Genomic DNA, 18,259 nt, shown 5'->3' with positions numbered 1-18,259 from the left:
CTGGTTTAACAGCATGAAATCCGCAAACGGCTCCGGATTTCCCTAAGCTCTCTGTTCTGGTGCCGTGTGAGAGAATATCCGGGTACTCCCCAAAATTCTGGAGTGGTTGCAGCGGTACGGCTCAGTACCGCTAACCGAAAAAATTCCCTCGCCGTGGGTTAATGAGTATCGTTAATACGTTCCGATATTCCGGCTGCCAGAAATCGAGGAAACAAAAAAGGGTTCTGGTAAACATCAGAACCCTTTTTTACTATGGGTAAAGCTGCTTTCCTAATGGGCTAAGCTACCTGCTGTGGTTTGCGGTGTCTTTGCGGCTGTGCTGAGGCTACGGGAGCTACTTCGGAGCCTTCGGTTTCGCGGCGGCGCTTATAGAGGGCCATACCAAAGCCTACCGCCATGAGCAGCGTACCGCTCCAGAGCAGGTTGATGAAGGGCTTTTCGACGGCTTTCAGGATGATGTAATCCTTCTGGGTGGTGCTCACGCCGAAGGTAAACTTGCCTTTCTGCGGATCTACGTTCAGGAAGCTCAGGCGCAGGCCCAGATCTTCGATTTCGTCGGGTACGCGGCCAATCATTCGGTTGCGCACCACAAACACCGGGTGCACGTGGTACTGCTTCTTTTCACCGTATACCAAGAAGTCACCCTGAATAGCCAGGTCACCTTTCTTAAGCCCCAGGCCGGCAGTTTGGTGGGCAGGTTCCACCGCCCGGAACACGGCAAAGTAGTCGTTGAGGAAGATGGTGTCGCCCACGCTCAGCACGTGCTCCTTCACCTCGCTCCAGTCCTTCTCCTTATCCACCGGTGGCACCGCGCTGATGTGGGAGTAGATGTCGTGGTCGGCGAATTTCTGAATGTCGGGGGAAGCCAGCAGGCCGCCCATTTCCTCGTTCACCTGGGCCCGGGGGTAGAGCGTGAACGAGTCGCCCGACTTCCGGTCCTTGTACTCGACGCGGTAATAGGTATTTTCGGGGTTGATTTCCACCGTGTCGCCGGCTTTGTAATATACCTTCTCACCCCGCTTGATGTCGGCGCGGGCCAGGGTTTTGTATTCGTCGGCGGTGCGGTAGAGCAGCTGCTTATCCACGTAGCCAGGCACGCCGGGCACATCCCAGAACTGGCCGGTGTAGCGCACATCGTACTTGCCCATGGGGGCGGGGTCGTTGCGCCAAAGCAGCACGTTGTCCTGGTTGGTGGTCTGGTCGAACTCCCGCGAGTACAGCAGCCCCGATACGTTCTGGCTGATGATGTTGGAATAGCCGGCCGAAGCCAGCACCCCCAGCAGCATCAGGGCAATGCCGATGTGGGCAATGCCGCCACCCGAGAGGCTCACCTTTCGCTTCATCAGCGTGAACACCATACTCAGGTTGGCCAGCACCCCAAATAAGGCCGTGGTCAGCAGCACAATGTACACGAGGTCCATTTTGTGGCCGTAGTACTGCACCAGCAGAATGACTAAGGCAGCAATAAGCAGGGTAAGAATGCCGGGTACCGTAAGGGTGTTGGTCAGGCTCGATTTGTCGTTTTTCTGCCACCACATCACCTGGGCCAGCCCCGAGAAGAAAGCCACACCCACACCCATCCACAGCTGAAACTTGGTGTAGTGGGCAATCTGGTCGGCGGGTAGGGCCAAGTTCGATTTGATACCGATGAAGCCCAGGAAGGCGTTGTACACCGGAATGCTGGTGGTAAACAGCACCTGAAACGCGCCCAGGCACAGCACCGTAGCGCCTACAAACACCCACAGCTCGGGGTTATAGGTGGTCAACTCTTTCTCGGAAACCGGAATCTGCTTCCAGCGCCATACCAGCAGCCCGATGCTCAGCACCACAAAGGCTGCCAGGTAAATAATCAGCTGGCCCGAGAGGCCCAGGTCGGTGAAGGAGTGCACGGAGGCGTTGCCCAACACACCCGAGCGGGTGAGGAAAGTAGCGTAGAGAATGAGCAGGAACGTGGCAATAACCAGCACGAAGCTGGTGCGCAGGGCCGTGCGACTACGCTGCCAGAGCACCAGCCCGTGCAGCGAGGCCACCAGCACCAGCCAGGGAATGTACACGGCGTTTTCTACCGGGTCCCAGTTCCAGTACCCCCCAAAGTTGAGGGTTTCGTAGGCCCAATAGGCGCCCATCACGATGCCCACGCCCAGCACCATCCCGCCCCAGAGCGTCCAGCGCATGGCCGGGCGCACCCACTTGGTGTACTCGCCTTTCCAGAGGCCGGCCACGGCGTAGGCAAACGGCACCAGCGTGAGGGCAAAGCCCAGGAACAGCGTAGGCGGGTGAATTACCATCCAGTAGTTCTGGAGCAGGGCGTTGAGGCCGGTACCATCCTTGGGCACAAAGCCAGGGTTGGTTTTCCACACCGGCAGGTCGGGCATGAAGTCGCGCAGCAGGATGAAGGGCGAGGAGCCGATTTTGAGGCTACCCAGCACCACGCCCAAAATCATGGACGTGAGAAACAGCTGCACCCCGGCAAAAATGGCCATAACGGGGGCTTCCCAGCGGCGGCCGTAGCGCATGAGCACCAAGCCTATGCATACGTGCCAGAAAATCCAGAGCAGGAAGCTGCCCTCCTGCCCTTCCCAGAAGCAGGAAATCATGTAATACACCGGCAGGTGGTTGCTGCTATGACTCCAAGCGTAGTAGTACTCGTAGCGGTGCCCGTGAATAATGCCAAACAAGCACACAATAACGGCCACTACCGCCAAGCTGTGCACCAGAAACGCCCCGCGCCCCAGCCGCAGCCAGCCGGCATCGGTGTCGCCGAGAGTCCGGCCCTGGGCCGCCTTATAATAGGAATATGCCGCTACCGTAGCCGCTACGAAAGCCACGATGACACTCAGGTGCCCGACGTCGCCGATTAGGGTATTCAACATTTCTTCAACTGAAAATTGAGCAGCAAAAATCAAAAATTGACTTGTTAAAAACGGCTTACTTCCGGATTATCAGCCGATTGGCCACCGTTTTTGTTTTTCAATTCTCAATTTTTAATTGATACTAGCCGTGGCACCTTTGATATCCTTCTCCACATACTTGGAAGGACATTTCAGCAGGATCTTGTCGGCTACGAAGGTGTTATTGCGCATGGCCCCGGTAATAACCACCTGCTCCGATTTGTCGAAATCCTGGGGTTTGGGATTGAAGTAGATAACCCGTTGCGCAATGCGGTTGGTGTCGACCAGGGTAAAGGCAAAGTAGTTGGGGTCAACGGTAGGGTTGTACTCCAGGCCCAGAATATTCTTGGCCCCGTCGCGGGGGAGGCGGCCTACCACGTGTACTTTGGTGAGGTTGCCCTCCGCGGCCCGCTCCCGGGCTTCTTTGAATGAGACATATACGCTGGCATCACCGGCGGTGCTCATAATGATGCCAATAGCCACAGCAATGATGGCAATGACGAAAATGTGCGTCTTTTTCATTTCAGCAATACAACAGGACAAGGGCCCCGGACTCGGGGGTACAGGTAACTCGGAACAACAAAACCGGCCGCAAAGGTCCGGAAGAATAGCCGAAGTGAAGAATTACTATTCCTTCACTTCCTTCTCCAAACGGGTGAGCTTGCGGTCCAGGGAAACCAGAAAGAACAGCAGCCCGGCCAGCACCACAGCAATGACGGCCACCACCACGTATATTTTACCACTTTGCCGCAGGGCATCGGCCATTTCGGGCTGGGTGGCAGGTTGAGCCACCACCTCTAGCACCGGCAGCACCAGGGCCAGCAGCAGAGTCACTACCGGACGCAGCTTACGCAAGCTGTTTTTCATATAATCTGAGTTTGAGCAGGGAAACACGGCTAGCCAGCTGGGCCAGCCAGAAGGCCAACAGGGTCCAGCCAATTACGGCCGGGTAAAATACGAGGCGCATATTGCTGTCGAGGTCGTACTTAGCAAACGCTGGGTTGCCGCCCGCGCCGGGGTGGAGCGAATCGGTGAGGCGCGGCAGAATGTAGAACAGCGGCATGGCCGTGGCAAAGGCGAAAATGTTGTAAATGGCCGATATACGGGCCCGCTGCTGCTCATCCGTGAAGGAGGAGCGCAACACCAGATAGGCACCATAAATAAGCATGGCAATGGCGGCCCCGTTCAGCTTGGGGTCGTTGGTCCACCAGGCGCCCCAGGTGTATTTGGCCCAGATGCTGCCCGTTGCCAATCCTACAAACCCCATAAGAATACCCGTGCGCGCCGACTCATGGGCCCGGATATCCAGCTCGGGCGTAGGCGTGCGGAGGTAGCGCACCGAGTAGTATACCGAAGCCAGCAGCACGAACGTCATGCCGAACCACATGGGCACGTGGAAATACAGGTTGCGGATGGTTTCGTTCAGGATGGCCAGCCGGGGCACCGGCAGCAGCAGGCCCGCCACCGCCACGTACAGCAGCAGCACCACACTCAAGGCTTTCCACCAGTTTTTTTTCATGATTTAGCTGTTGGCTAGTAGCTGATGGCTGTTAGCATTGGATGAGAGAGAAGAACAAACGCAAGGGCAAAAACATACAACCTAGTAGCTAACAATCATCAGCTACTAGCTTCACTAACTTCTCCACAAAAAAGGAAACAGAAGGTACGACACCGCCCCTACAATCATATTCAGGGCCACCAGGGTGAGCAGGGAGCTGCGGCTGGCTTCAAACTCCAGCCCGTCCAGCGCATTCTTGGATACTTTGATGAGCAGCAGCAGCATGGGCACCATCAGCGGAAACCCCAGCACCGCCATCAGGGTGCTGCTGTTTGTTGCTTTGGCCGCAATACCGGATACCAGTGTAAGCGTACTGGCAAAGCCCACGGCTCCCAGCACCACATTACCCACAAACAGGGGTACGTTCTGCACGGGGTTGCCCAGCACAACCGAGTACAGCACAAATGCCACCAGGGCCAGGCCCAGCAGCAGCAGCGCGTTGTAGGCTATTTTGGCCAGAATCACGGCCTGGGGCCGTACCAGCGTGTAGTAGTAGAGCATCCGGCCACGGCTTTCCTGCAGAAACCCTTTCGCCACGGCATTCACAGCCGAAAACAGCAGCACAATCCAGAACAGCGCGTTCCAGGCCGGAGCCGGCAGCTGCCCCCCTCTGGAGGAAAAGCTGAGGTAGCACACAAACACGGTACTACTCACGTAGAGCAGCATCCCGTTCAGGGCCGCACGCTGCCGCCACTCCAGGCGGAAGTCCTTCTGCATCAACACCCAAATTTCGCTCAGAAGCGTCACGGCAACACGGCTGGTAAACAGGACCGCAAAGATACAACCCAAGTCCCGGATTCTGTATCAGCTACCACCTATAAGCGGCAAGCCGCCAGCCGACGTATACACATCAGCTGGCGGCTTGCCGCTTATAGGTGGTAGCTACGCTAAAAATCGTAGCCCAGCGTTACGTGGAGCTTGGGGCCCTTGTTATTATACTGCTCCCGGCCCCAGGCCAGGTCTCCTTTCACGTAAAAGCCCAGCATGGTTGTGCGCATTCCTACCCCGTAACCATACAGCATGGGATTAGTGAAATTGATAACCGTAGCCTTATAGGCGCCTTCCTCCTTGGTCTGGGTGTTGTTGGAGTTGTTCACACTGAACGGGTTGGCACCGGAATAGGTAGTGCCCATATCCCCGAAGGCCGTCAGCTGCAGGTTCCGGAAAAAGCCCGACTCGATGGGCCGGTGCGAGAGGTACTGAATAATAGGCAGCCGCAGCTCGGAATTGAACAGCACGTATTTCTGCCCGATCCGCCTGCTATAGTTGAACCCGCGCAGATTGGTTACAAACTGCTGGTAGAACATTTGAGTAGGGTCCAGCTGGGTGGGGTCCAGGGCCTGGGTTTTGTCGGCCGTAATAAACTGGCTGTCGTCGTAGTCGTAGTTCAGCCAGTTATCCATGCCACCCAGCCGGAAGAAGGGCTGGGCCGTGCCGCCCCCAATGTACTGCCCAAAGCTGGCCCGGTTGGCCCAGATCAGCTGGCGGTGAATTTTCTGGTAGTGGCGCAGGTCTACAAAAAGCTTGGTGAAGCTGGTACCATGGCCATCCAGATCTGAGAGGCGCGTTACGCCGGCTTTCATACGGGTGCCCTGAAGCATGTTCACGCCCGTGGCAATGGAGTTATCAAACACCAGCTCACCTTCTCCGCCCAGGTAGTTATTGGTGCGGTCGGTGGAGTTGCTGAGGTCGGCGTAAATCTTACGGCTCACGCTCACGAAGCGCGGCCCCAGGCGCACACTCAGGTTGTGGGTGAGCGGATAAGCCAGCGTGGGTGCAATTTCGTGCCGCCCGTAGCGCACCCGGCCCAGACCCTCCGGATTGATGAAATACGCCTGCTTCTGGTACCGCACGCTCCAGTCGTAACGGTGTTTGAGGTTGGTGTATTCCGCGAAGATGTTGCTGGTTCGCAGGTCGGTGAGGGCAAAAATACCCGCCTGAATGCGGTGGTTTTCCATCATATCCGACATGTTCACCTGCCCCATCAGCCCCAGCCCCAGTAGCGGGTCGGAGTAGAGGGTGGATACCACATTGTCGATGCTGAACTGGGTATCGTAGCGGAAAGGCCCGGCAGGCGCGCTGCTTTCAACGGGGGCCGCTTTGGGCAAAGCCACCACCGTGGCGGGCCGGCGCTTGGTAACCGTCGGAGAAGCCCGGGAAGCCGGAATATCCTCGTCGAACTCGTAGGCATCCGTATTCACCCGGTTATCGGCCTTTTTAGTTGGCTGGGCCGCCGTTTCCGGCGTGGTTGCCGGCGTTTGCTGCTCAGCGTTTGAGGGACTGGCGGCCTGCTGGGCAGCATTGACCACTGTTGGGCCCGGCCGGTTGGGCACGGCAGCCTTAGCCGGCTTCGAGCGGTCCTCCAGGGTTTCCTGCCGGGCGGTTTTGAACAGGGTCAGATCGGTAGGCAGGCTGTAAGTCGGGTACAAGTAGATGTTGTCGCGCCCATCTTCCGCCGCCACAAAGCTCAGAGCGTTGCTGGTGGCGTTGTAGTCGTAGTCTTTGAGGTTGGCCAGGAAGCTGGTGACGGGCTGGTACTGCTTGGTAGCCAGTGCGAGGCGGTACAAACTCCTGACGCCGCTTTCCTCGCTCACGAACAGCACTTCCGCGTCGGAAATGGCCCGGGGCCGGCCTTCATTAGAAATAGAATTCACCAGCATTTCCACCGGCTGCGGCCGGCCATCGAGGTGGTAGAGGTACAGGTCGTAGTTGTTCACCACCGCCCCGAAGCTGCCTTTGGCCGTACCCGCCGAGTCGAGCCAGCGGTTGGAGCTGAACACGATGCCCCCCCCGCCGGGCAGGAAAGTGGGCTCCACGTCGTCGAATACGTCGTTGGTCAGCTTTTCCGGGGTCCGGCTGCCGGCCCGCAGCAGGTACAGGTCGTTCTGCCCGTTGCGCACCCCGCTAAACACCAACGACTTGCCATCGGGCGAGTAGCTCAAATCCGTGACCTGGGAAAACTGGCTCAGCAGGGAAGCCCGGCGCCCAAAGCTGGGCAGCAGGCTTTTCAGCCGGGCCACCATGTTGCGCACGCCCCCGTCGGCCTCGCGCAGTTGCAAGGCCAGCTGGCCCTTGTCTTCCTCTACTACCGCCACCTGGCCATTGCCGCGCCAGGCCAGCACCGGCAGCCGGGTTTCCACCTGCTGGTCGGGAGTTTTGTAGCCGCTGCGGTGAATTTTGTCGCGGCCTTTGCCATCCTTGTTCACCACCAGCACCCGGTAGCGGCCCTGGTCGTTCTGCACGTAGGCCAGCCGCTGGCCGTTGGGGCTCAGCACGGGCTGGCTGTACACCATGCCTTTGCGGTTGCGGCCCATCAGGCTGTATTTCTCGTCGGCTTCCTGGTAGGGCGTGCGGGGCTGGGCATTCAGCTGCCGGTAGTAGCCCAGCCAGTCTTTCAGGAACACCTTGTAAGGCACGTTCAGGGAGGAACTGATGCCCACTTCCACGTCGCGGGTGATGCGCGTGAGGTTCAGAATGTTCTGAATGCTGGTGTAGCCGTAGCGCTCCGCAATGTAGTTCCACACACTCTGGCCGGCCAGCTCGGGGTTGCGCAGAAAGAACGGGGCCGTGCGGTTGCCCTCGTGCTCCTTGGTCATGGTGCGCATGTAGTCGTCCATTTCCACGCTCCAGCCCTGGGCCGCATAGGCCGAGGCCCCGCTGATAAACCAGTCGGGCAGCTGGAGCAGGTAGCTGCTCTGGATAACTTCCTTGAGCGAGCCGCCATACATCATGTCGTTGAGCAGCACCTGTGTGATGCGGTTGCTCAAATCCTGCTTAAAGCGCGTCTGCTGGCCCTGAAAAGCCAGCTGCACCTTGGTCATGCGCAGCAGCGAGGTTTCGCCCCCGGTCTGGTACTTGTCACTGTTCAGACCCACGTTGCTCTGCCGCAGGTCGCCCACGGAGTTGAAGAGCATGATGGTGGTTTTGGAGTAGGGATAGTACCCAATCAGCCCCGTAATGCGCTGCAGCTCCTTTTCGGCGTACTCGGCCGCGTGGCGGGCGTTGGCCTCGCCGCCGGCGTAGTAGTAAATGTTGAAGTTCTGGGTGCTGAGCTGCTGCCAGTTGAACTCCTTGTATTGCAGGCGCACCCGGCCAAAAGGCTCCTGGGCCGTCTGAGCTTGTGCAGTTTCGCCGGAAAGCAGCAAGCCCAGCAGCAGGGCTGCCAGGCCAGCCAGCCCACTCAGGCGGGGCCGGAAAAGAAAGGACACATGCTTCATATACTGAAAGCTAGAGGCGGGATGCAGATGAGCGGACGCCGGCAGCGGCCGATGCGGAAGAATATAACGTAAAATACCGCCGGATATTGACTTCGGGCCAGGGCTCTACGTCATTTTCCAGCCAGTCGGCCATTAGCTGGGCCAGCCGTGGAGCCATCATCACTCCTTTCGAGCCGAACCCATTAAAAATATGCACGCCCGGCGTTTCCGGATGAGTACCCAGCAGAGGCTTCCGGTCGCGCACGGCCGGCCGAACCCCGGCCCGCTGCCCGGTCACCCGGAACGGCCAACTGGTAATACCCTGAAGCCGCTGGGTAAGTTCCGCTAGGGCTTCGGGGGTGGTGCCGGTGGCAAAGGGGGGCCAGCGGTAGGTAGCGCCCACCCGCAGCCGGCCGTTGCCCAGCGGCAGCACGTAAGCACCTTTGTTGAGCACCGCGCCTTCGGGCAGGTCCGGGCATTCCACGTCCAGCACCTCGCCCTGGTTGGGTGTCAGGGGCAGCCACCGAAAGTACGGATTGTGCACGGCGGCGGCTCCTTCGCAGCTGATGATGTGCCGGGCCTGCACCCGCTCATCGTACACGAAGCCACCACCTTCCGCGGCAACAAGCCGGGTCCAGTCAAAAGTTTCGTGCTGTAGCCACCCTTCCCGCCGGCCCTGGGCCGTGAGTTGCGTCAGCAACTCCTCAATCAATACGTAGCCCCCACCCCGAATCAGCAGGCCGCCCAGCTCCTGATGCACGCCGGGCAGCTCGGGCAGGGCCCCGGTGGGGTTTTCCACGAAGTGCTGCCAGGGCTGGTCGGCGCTGCGGGCCAGCACCGTGTTCTGCTCCTGCACCGAGGAAAACAGCTTGACAATGGGCATTTCGCGCAAAAACGGCAGGCCCAGGCGCGCTTCCTGCTCCCGGTAAAAGGTAATAGCCGCCGTCAGCAGCTCCTCGGCCCGCCAGGCCAGCGCAAACCGCTTGCCCGCCACCGGGTTCATCAGGCCAGCGGCCACCCGCGAGGCTGAATCAGGCTGCGGGGCATCCAGCACCAGCACCTGCCGGCCCCGGCCGCGCAGCTCGGCCGCTAGGGCTGCCCCGGCAATGCCAAACCCTACTATCAAATACTCAACGCGCGTCATGGGCAGCAAGGTAGGGATTTGAAGTGGTGGATGGGTGAACGGGTGTAGTGGCAAAGGGTTAGATGGGCGAAGTGGTGGTGGCAGTGTCATCCTGAGCAGCGTGAAGGACCTTATCCCATCAGCACGAGCCCATACCACGATGCCGTTCACTTGTCATGAGGTCCTTCGCGCTGCTCAGGATGATACTGCCGCCATTTACTGCTTTGGCCATTCACCCATTCAACAACTTCCTCTTCCGTAACTTACCCACCCAAAATAGGCCGGTAGCGCCGTCCGCATTTTTGTTTCCTTCCATGACTGTCTCCGGTTTCACATTCAACGCCTTTTCCGAGAATACTTACCTGCTGCACGATGCCACCGGCCAGTGCGCCATCATCGACCCGGGCTGCTACGAGCCGGCCGAACAACGGGCCCTGCGGAGCTTCATTGAGGCCCAGGGCCTGCAGGTGGTTCTGCTCCTGAATACCCACTGCCACATCGACCACGTGCTGGGCAATCAGTTTGTGCTTGATACTTATCAGGTGCCGTTTCTCATTCATGAGGCCGATTTGAGCACGCTCCGGGCGGTGCCGGCGTATGCGCCCAGCTACGGCTTTCCGAACTACACTCCCGCCGAGCCCACCGGCTTCCTTACGCCCAGCGAGCCGGTGCGCTTCGGTGAGACGGTGCTGGAAGTGCGGTTTGCGCCCGGCCACGCCCCGGGTCACGTCGTGTTCTACCACGCGCCCAGCAGCACTGTACTCGGGGGCGACGTGCTGTTTCAGGGCAGTATCGGCCGCACCGACCTACCCGGCGGCGACTACGCCACGCTGATTGCCAGCATCAACAGCCAGCTCCTGACCCTACCCGACGATACGGTGGTGTACCCCGGCCACGGCCCGGCTACGACCATTGGGCAGGAGCGGCGCAGCAACCCGTTTCTGCAGTAAACTTCCGGTCCCGGCCCGTGCTTCGACCTTTCATTCCAGCCCTTGTCCCTAAGTTCTATTCCGTCCCTTGAAAAAACACCTTCCAAACGCCGTAACCTGCCTCAACCTGTTCTCGGGCTGCCTGGCGTTGTGCCACATTTTCGCCGGCGACCTGGAAACCGGCGCTTACTTCGTGGGCCTGTCCGCCGTATTCGATTTTTTTGACGGCCTGCTGGCCCGGGCCCTGCACGTTTCCTCCCCTATCGGCAAAGACCTGGATTCCCTGGCCGATGTGGTGTCGTTTGGGGTGGTGCCGGGGGCGTTTATGTTCGATTTGCTGCGCCAGAGTGGGGCCGGGCTGCCGGGCTGGCTGCCCTACGCCGGCTTCATCATCACCGTGTTTTCGGCCCTGCGCCTGGCCAAGTTCAACAACGATACCCGCCAGTCCGACTCCTTTATCGGCCTACCCACCCCGGCCTGTACGCTGGTCGTCGCCTCACTACCGCTCATTCTGGCCAACGACCGGTTTGCCCTCAGCCCGTTCGTGCTGAATCCGTGGGTGCTGCTGGGCCTCACGCTGCTCCTTTCGGGGTTGCTGGTGGCGGAGTTGCCGCTGTTTGCCCTCAAGTTCAAAACCTTCCGCTGGCAGGACAACCAGGTGCGGTTTGTGTTCCTGCTGCTGAGCGTGGGGCTGCTGGCGTGGCTATGGGCGGCGGCCATTCCGCTTATCATTTTGTTGTACGTACTGCTGTCAGTAATCAGCCCGGCCAGGCCGGTCTATACCTGAGCCGTAGCAGGCAATCCGGTAGGGTGGTCCGGCCGTTTATCAGACGTCGGATTTTTTGCCGCGGAGCTGCAATAATTCCGAATTTCCGCAGTTAACTAGCCGCGGCTGAACTGTGTTGCTGCCCAGCCTGTTGCCCTTTTTTAAGTAATCGTCAGTAGTTGATTTTCAGGTCCTGCGTATGCGGTATTCTACGTTCCGGTGGCTTTTTACGCTGGTTTTGAGTGTGACCGGGCTGATAGCCCGGGCGCAGTCGGAGCAGGTAGTGCGGGCCCGCATTACCTGGACGGGCACCGAGCCGGTAGCGGTAAACGGGCAGAAACGGCTGGTGCCCTCGTTTCGGGGCGCTGCCTTCCGCCGCAACCAGCAGGTAGCCACTTTTCAGCTACGGCTGAGCGGTACCGTGGCCCAGGGCCAGCTGCGGGATGCCGTGTATGAGGCCGTTTCGGCCACCGATGCCCGGCAGCTGGATGTGGCGGCCCTGCCAACCACGCCCGCGCTGGAGCTTATTTCGGGCGTGGAGGCCCGGCAGCCGATTACGCTGCTGGCTCTGCGGCCCCTACGGCGCAACCCCCAAACCGGCCAGGCCGAAAAGCTGGTTTCCTTTGCCTACGCCTACACCACGGCCACCGCACGCGGCACAGCCAGCCGCGTGTACACGCGCACGTCCGTGCTCAACCAGGGCGACTGGTTTAAGATCGGGGTACCCAGTAACGGCATCTACAAGCTCGATAAGACTACTCTCAGCAGCCTGGGCCTGAACGTGCAGAGCCTCGACCCTGGCCGCCTGCGTCTGTATGGCAACGCCATGGGCACCCTGCCCCAGGCCAACAGCGCCTACCGCCCCGACGACCTCGCGGAAAATGCCATGCAGTTTGTAGGAGACGCCAACACCAGCTTCGACGACAACGAGTATTTTCTGTTTTATGCCCGTGGCCCGCACACCTGGACCCGCAACGGCCAAACCAACACTTTCAAACACCAGCTTAACCCCTACGCTGATACTGCCTACTATTTCCTGACGGTAGGTAGCACGGCCGGGCGGCGGGTGGCCACTGCGCCGGCCGTCAGCGGCTCCGCCACGGCCCGCATTACTACCTTCAACGAGCGGCAGTTTTACGAGCGGGAGTTACAAAACCTGGCCAAATCGGGTCGGGTATGGGTGGGCGAAACATTTTCGGCCGCTACCGGCCTGCAGCATACTGCTTCCTTTAGCGTGGCAGATCTGGTTCCGGGCACTACAGTACAGGTAGCCTCTTCCGTAGTAGCATCATCTACCTCCGCCACTACTTTCCAAACCAGCATCAACGGCCAGAATACCGCAACGCAGCTCGTGTATGGGTTCAACTGCAACGGGGGCTACGGCTGCTACCCGGAGGTAGCCAACACCGACCTGCGCACCTTGAGCTACGTTGTGCCGGCTACTTCCCCCTCCGAAATTAAGGTCAGCCTCACGTACAGCGGCGGCACCGACCCCAAGGCGCAGGGTTTTCTGGATTATCTTGAGCTGAACGCCCAGCGGCAGCTTCGCTTGAGTGGCAGCATCCTGGAGTTTCGCTCCCTTACCAACCTTGCCCCGGCCGCCATCAGTCAGTTTGAAGTAGCTAATGCGGCCGGTGCTACTATCTGGGAGGTTACCAACCCGCGCCGGCCAGCGGCAGTTACGCATGTTGCTGGTGCCTTCCTGGCCCGCACCGATTCCGTGCGGGAGTTTGTGGCCTTCACCGGCAGCAGCTTTCCTACCCCCCGGAGTTTCGGCCGCGTGGGCAACCAGAACCTGCACGCCCTCAACCTCGACGGTAAGCTGGAGCTGGTTATTCTCACGCATCCGGCGTTTCTAACGGCCGCCAATCAGCTGGCGGCTCACCGCACCACCCACGATGGCCTCACCACCCAAGTGGTTACCACCTCGCAGGTATACAACGAGTTTGGTTCCGGCGGGCAGGATGTCACGGCTATCCGTGACTTTATGAAAATGGTGTACGACCGGAATACCACCGGCCGTCGTCAGTATCTGCTGCTGTTCGGCGACGCTTCCTACGATTACAAAGCCGACCCCACCAACGACGCCACTAAGCTTCCTGAGTGGTGGAAAGACCGGCTGCCGGCCAACGGAGATAAAATCAACCAAAACTTCGTACCGGTATATGAGTCGGTAGAAGGTTTTGATTTAGTGATGGGGGCCCGGCCCAATGCCCAGGGCCTCACGTATTCTTCCGATGACTACTACGGGCTGCTGGATGACACGGAAGGCGCTTGGCTGCCTAATACCAGCAATGAGCTGATGGATATTGCCGTGGGTCGCCTGCCAGTGCGAACCACCGCCCAAGCCACCCTTGTGGCCAACAAGCTTATAGGCTATGATGCGCCGGCCAGCTACGGCAAGTGGCGCAACCGGCTGTCTTTCGTGGCTGATGACGGCGACGGCAACCTGTTCAGTTACTACAGTGAGCAGCTCACTAACCCGCTGGATACCTTATCGGCTGCCCGCAGCTATAATGTATACAAGCAGTATCTGGATATGTATCCGCAGTCCACGGTAGCAGCCGGCCAACGCTCCGCCGCGGCCGAAAAGGCCGTGGATGATGCCTTCGAGAAAGGCTCCCTGGTAATTAACTACATAGGCCACGGCAGCCCCCGCAGTTGGGCCGATGAGCAGATTCTGACCATTAGCTCGGTGCAACGCCTGCAGAACTCTGCCATGTTGCCTTTTCTCTTCACCGGCACCTGCGACTTTAGCACCTACGATAACCCGGAGTTTACTTCCGCCGGCGAACAGTCCCTCACCGATATTGCCGGTGGCTCTATCGGCCTGCTCACCACCACGCGAGTGGTATACGCCGACAAAAACCAGGCCTTGGCCATCGAGTTCTTCAACGACTTGTTCAAGCCCCGCGCCGATGGCACCCTCCCTCGCATCGGCGACATCTGTCGCACGGCTAAAAACATTGCCATAGCCGGCGACAACAACCGCAATTATGCCCTGCTCGGCGACCCATCCATGCGGCTGGCTTACCCCCAGCAAATGGCCATAGCCACTACCATTAACGGTAAGCCTGCCTCGCAGGCCGATACCCTTAAAGCCCTTCAGCAAGTGGAGCTGAAAGGTGAAATCCGACAGAACGGCCGCCTGAACGCCAATTTCAACGGTACAGCCAACGTGCAGGTATTCGAGAAGAAAACCATTGTCACGACGCTGGGCAACGAATCTGACCCGGCCCCGATTCCAGTCCGGGAGAATATCATTTATGATGGGCCAGCTACGGTACGTGGCGGCCAGTTCAAGCTGCAGTTTGTGATTCCCAAGGACATCAACTATAGCGTGGGACTAGGCAAAATCAGCCTGTATGCCTCTGATGTAGCCGGCCGCACCGATGCGCATGGCCAGCAGTTGATTGGTATCGGTGATGCCTCTGCCCTGGCCTACCGCGACACTATTCCGCCCCGCATCCGGCTGTTTATGGACAACGAGCAATTTGTGTTTGGTGGCCTCACAGGGCTTACTACTACCCTGCTGGGCAACCTCCGCGACGAAAGCGGAATTAATACGGCTGGCACCGGTATTGGCCACGACCTGACTGCCACCCTCGACGGTGATGCCAGCAAAGTCACCATCCTCAACTCCTTCTATACGGCCAAAACCGACAGCTTTCAGGTTGGCCGCGTAGAATACCGGTTCAAGGACCTCTCAGCCGGCCCCCATGAGTTGCGCGTTAAAGCCTGGGATACCTGGAACAACTCCGCTGAGCGGTCTGTGGAATTTGTAGCTGCTCCCACTGAGAAGTTAGCCTTGCAGCACGTACTCAACTACCCAAACCCCTTTGCCCGTACCACCACCTTCCACTTCGACCACAACCGCCAGGGCGAGGACCTGGATATTCAGATCCAGATTTTTACCGTGTCGGGAAAATTAGTGCGCACTCTGCAAGGTTCGGCTTTCGGCAGCGGCTCCCACGTTTCGTCTGTCAGTTGGGACGGCCGCGACGAGTACCAGGACCAGCTGGCCCGTGGTGTGTACGTGTACCGCGTGAGTGTGCGCACTCGTTCCGTCGACGGCAAGGATACCTCGACGGCTTCGAAATACGAAAAACTGGTTCTGCTTAACTAATCAACTGCGGCATTTCGCCTACCTTCCGCCTCCATTCTTCAGCCCCTTTTATGACACTGCCGAAACTGTCCCTGCGCTCTGTGTTGCTGCCCGGCCTGCTGGGCTTTGCCGCCACGGCGGCCCACGCCCAGAGCCGGGTCAATGCTATTACCACCGCTGTGCCCATTCTCACCATCAGCCCCGATGCCCGCTCGTCGGCCCTTGGCGAGGCTGGTGTAGCCATCAGCCCCGATGCCAATGCCGGTTATTATAACCCCGGCAAGCTGGGCTTTGTCCGGTACCAGCACAGTGTGGCGGCTTCCTATACTCCTTGGCTGGCTAGTATTGCCAACGATATGGGCTTAGCGTATTTGAGCGGTACCAGCAAAATCGGCGACCGGTCTACCATCTCGGCCAACCTGATGTATTTCGACCTGGGCCAGATAGATTACCGGACATCTACCAATCAGCCTAACGGTTCGTTTAACCCCAAGGAATATGCTTTCACTATTGGCTACGGCCAGAAGCTAAGCGATAATTTAGGGGTAGGATTAAATGCCCGCTATATCCGCTCCAACCTCACCGGCGGCACCGCCGATACGAAGCCAGGTAATGCCGTAGCCGTAGATCTGGGCGCTTACTACACCACTGATCTAACCATTGGACCTGGTGAATATAACTTGGCCTTCGGGGCTGCCCTATCTAACATTGGTAATAAGATAACCTACACCGACGGCAATCAGCCCGATTTTCTGCCAACCAACTTCAAGCTCGGCACCGCCATTACAAAGGAATTGGATGCCTACAACAAGATTACGCTAACGGTTGATGCCAACAAGCTACTGGTACCTACCCCCTTCTACGACAAGAACGATCCTACCGACGACCGTTCTGCTCCGGCTGTAGTAGCCGAAAACGACAGGCGCGCCAATTACGGCATCGTGCGTGGTATTACCAGCTCCTTCAGCGACGCCCCCGGTGGGTTCAGTGAGGAGATGAAAGAAATCAACCTCTCGGGTGGTTTAGAGTACGTGTACAACGACCTGCTTATGGCTCGGGTAGGCTATTTCTATGAGAACCCCATGAAGGGCGACCGGCAATACCTCAGCTTTGGAGCAGGGGTACGCTATCAGGTGTTTGGTGTTGACGGCACCTACTTAGTACCCAATTCGAAAGCTAATCCTCTAGCTCAAACATTGCGCATCTCCTTGCACTTTAACTTTAATGAACTCAGCGAGGCGTTCGGTACCTCCGACAGCCCGACCAACTAACATTCTTCTTGATGCTCGACCGTACAGTCGCTCCTCCCGTTCAGCCGCTGGCCAGCGTTAAGCTGCCCGCGGCTGACGTGTTTTCGCTCCCCAATGGGGCACGCCTCCACGTCATGCGCAATAACGCTCAACCCGTTGTGCGCTTACAAGTAGTTTTCAAGGCTGGCAAATGGGAAGAGCCAGCCCTTGGTGTTTCCCTTCTGACGGCTCGTATGCTGCTGGAAGGCACCCGTACCCGCACTGCCCGGCAAATTGCCGACGAGGTGGCCTTTTATGGCGCCTCTCTGGAGTGCGAACAAGGCTTCGATCGGGCTACCCTCACCCTATATTGCCTCACCCGCCACCTCAGTAAGTTACTGCCTTTACTAGTTGACGTACTCACCGAACCCACTTTTCCAGAGTCAGAGGTAAGTTTACTCAAAACCCGCACTATTCAGAACGTACGGGTGGAACGACAGAAGACCAGTTATTTGGCTGCCGAACAGTTTTCACGTAACCTCTTCGGCCCGCGTCACCCATACGGAGTCAAATTTGATGAAGCAGCATTTCAACTAGTTACTACCGACCATATCCGCCGCTTTCATCAGCAAGCTTATCAGTTTGCCGAAGCCGAAATCTTTCTGTGTGGCGACGTTGATTCGAGTCATGAAGAATTACTCAAGCAAACGCTAGGCACTGCATCGAACAGCCTTTTCAACCAGGAACGCATTTCCACACCTGCAATACAAAGTGCCCCAGCACACGATACCATTACTGTCCCTGGTAGCATGCAGGCCTCACTCCGCATCGGACGCCAATGGCCAGCCTTGCATCATCCTCAAGCGCATGAGTTGCAGGTATTGGTAAAAGTACTCGGTGGTTATTTTGGCTCACGACTAATGAAGAATATCCGTGAAGACAAGGGTTTCACCTACGGTATATATGCCAGCGTTGGCCCGCGTGAACATGCTACCAGCTTTGTCATTGGTTCAGACGTTAATGGGGCCAGCGCTTCTGCTGCTGTTCACGAAATTCACTATGAGTTACGTCGGTTGCAGGAAGAGCCCGTCTCAGCGTCAGAGCTACAGACTGTGAAGAACTACATGGCTGGTAAATTCGCTAACGAGCTAAGCACTGTTTTTGAACAGTGCGACAAATACAAAAACCTTATCTTCTACCATCTACCTGATACCTATTACGCCGATTTCATTACCCACATTCAATCCGTAAAACCAGACTCTCTTCAACAGTTAGCTCAGCAATATTTATCACCGGAAGAAATGATAGAAGTAATTGTTGGACCATAAAATCTTAGGTGGTGGTCTAAGTTATGGTGCATCGTCGATTATGCTCGTCAATGACGAGTTGAATACGCACGTGGTGCATGGCTAAGCAGCGACTGAACGAGCAGGTCTTGCGCACCAGCACGGCACATTTCTGG

General features: G+C 58.0%; 12 protein-coding genes. 5 read left to right on the top strand and 7 right to left on the bottom strand.

Annotation, left to right across the window (positions count from 1 at the left end; all coding sequences use genetic code 11):
* Positions 1–278 precede the first annotated feature (278 nt).
* The 7 genes from ccsA to EI290_RS11430 form a co-directional block, all read right to left on the bottom strand.
* A complete protein-coding gene (gene ccsA, locus EI290_RS11460) occupies positions 279–2,873 on the bottom strand; it encodes a cytochrome c biogenesis protein CcsA (protein WP_125430082.1) in 2,595 nt (864 codons plus the stop codon).
* Positions 2,874–2,984: 111 nt separating this feature from the next.
* Positions 2,985–3,413, bottom strand: coding sequence for a cytochrome c maturation protein CcmE domain-containing protein (locus EI290_RS11455; protein ID WP_125430079.1), 429 nt, complete (start codon positions 3,411–3,413; stop codon positions 2,985–2,987).
* A gap of 105 nt (positions 3,414–3,518) precedes the next feature.
* Positions 3,519–3,758: a CcmD family protein gene (locus EI290_RS11450; protein WP_125430076.1), complete on the bottom strand. Its 240-nt coding sequence runs from the start codon at positions 3,756–3,758 to the stop codon at positions 3,519–3,521.
* Positions 3,739–4,410: a cytochrome c biogenesis protein gene (locus EI290_RS11445; protein ID WP_125430073.1), complete on the bottom strand. Its 672-nt coding sequence runs from the start codon at positions 4,408–4,410 to the stop codon at positions 3,739–3,741. The genes EI290_RS11450 and EI290_RS11445 overlap by 20 nt, the downstream gene beginning before the upstream one ends.
* A gap of 114 nt (positions 4,411–4,524) precedes the next feature.
* Entirely contained in the window at positions 4,525–5,166 is a 642-nt protein-coding gene (locus tag EI290_RS11440; RefSeq protein ID WP_125430697.1) for a heme exporter protein CcmB, read from the bottom strand.
* 170 nt (positions 5,167–5,336) lie between these two features.
* Positions 5,337–8,666: a PD40 domain-containing protein gene (locus EI290_RS11435; protein ID WP_125430070.1), complete on the bottom strand. Its 3,330-nt coding sequence runs from the start codon at positions 8,664–8,666 to the stop codon at positions 5,337–5,339.
* Positions 8,667–8,676: 10 nt separating this feature from the next.
* On the bottom strand, positions 8,677–9,789 hold the full coding sequence (locus EI290_RS11430) for an NAD(P)/FAD-dependent oxidoreductase (RefSeq protein WP_185816960.1): 1,113 nt from the start codon (positions 9,787–9,789) through the stop codon (positions 8,677–8,679).
* 293 nt (positions 9,790–10,082) lie between these two features.
* Between EI290_RS11430 and EI290_RS11425 the strand changes: the two genes are divergently transcribed.
* The 5 genes from EI290_RS11425 (at position 10,083) to EI290_RS11405 (ending at position 18,125) form a co-directional block, all read left to right on the top strand.
* A complete protein-coding gene (locus tag EI290_RS11425) occupies positions 10,083–10,718 on the top strand; it encodes an MBL fold metallo-hydrolase (protein ID WP_125430064.1) in 636 nt (211 codons plus the stop codon).
* Between the two features lie 67 nt (positions 10,719–10,785).
* Positions 10,786–11,484, top strand: a complete 699-nt coding sequence (locus EI290_RS11420; RefSeq protein WP_125430061.1) for a CDP-alcohol phosphatidyltransferase family protein — start codon at positions 10,786–10,788, stop codon at positions 11,482–11,484.
* A gap of 178 nt (positions 11,485–11,662) precedes the next feature.
* Positions 11,663–15,589 carry a type IX secretion system sortase PorU gene (porU, locus tag EI290_RS11415; RefSeq protein ID WP_125430057.1) on the top strand — a complete coding sequence of 1,309 codons (3,927 nt, stop codon included), beginning with the start codon at positions 11,663–11,665 and terminating at the stop codon, positions 15,587–15,589.
* 50 nt (positions 15,590–15,639) lie between these two features.
* A complete protein-coding gene (gene porV, locus EI290_RS11410; protein ID WP_125430054.1) occupies positions 15,640–16,839 on the top strand; it encodes a type IX secretion system outer membrane channel protein PorV in 1,200 nt (399 codons plus the stop codon).
* An 11-nt stretch (positions 16,840–16,850) separates the two neighbouring features.
* Entirely contained in the window at positions 16,851–18,125 is a 1,275-nt protein-coding gene (locus EI290_RS11405) for a M16 family metallopeptidase (RefSeq protein WP_125430051.1), read from the top strand.
* Positions 18,126–18,259 lie beyond the last annotated feature (134 nt).

This window comes from Hymenobacter metallilatus (assembly GCF_003944705.1).
GTDB lineage: Bacteria > Bacteroidota > Bacteroidia > Cytophagales > Hymenobacteraceae > Hymenobacter > Hymenobacter metallilatus.
The sequence above is the reverse complement of the archived record's forward strand: the minus strand, read 5'-3'. Positions and strand labels throughout refer to the sequence as shown.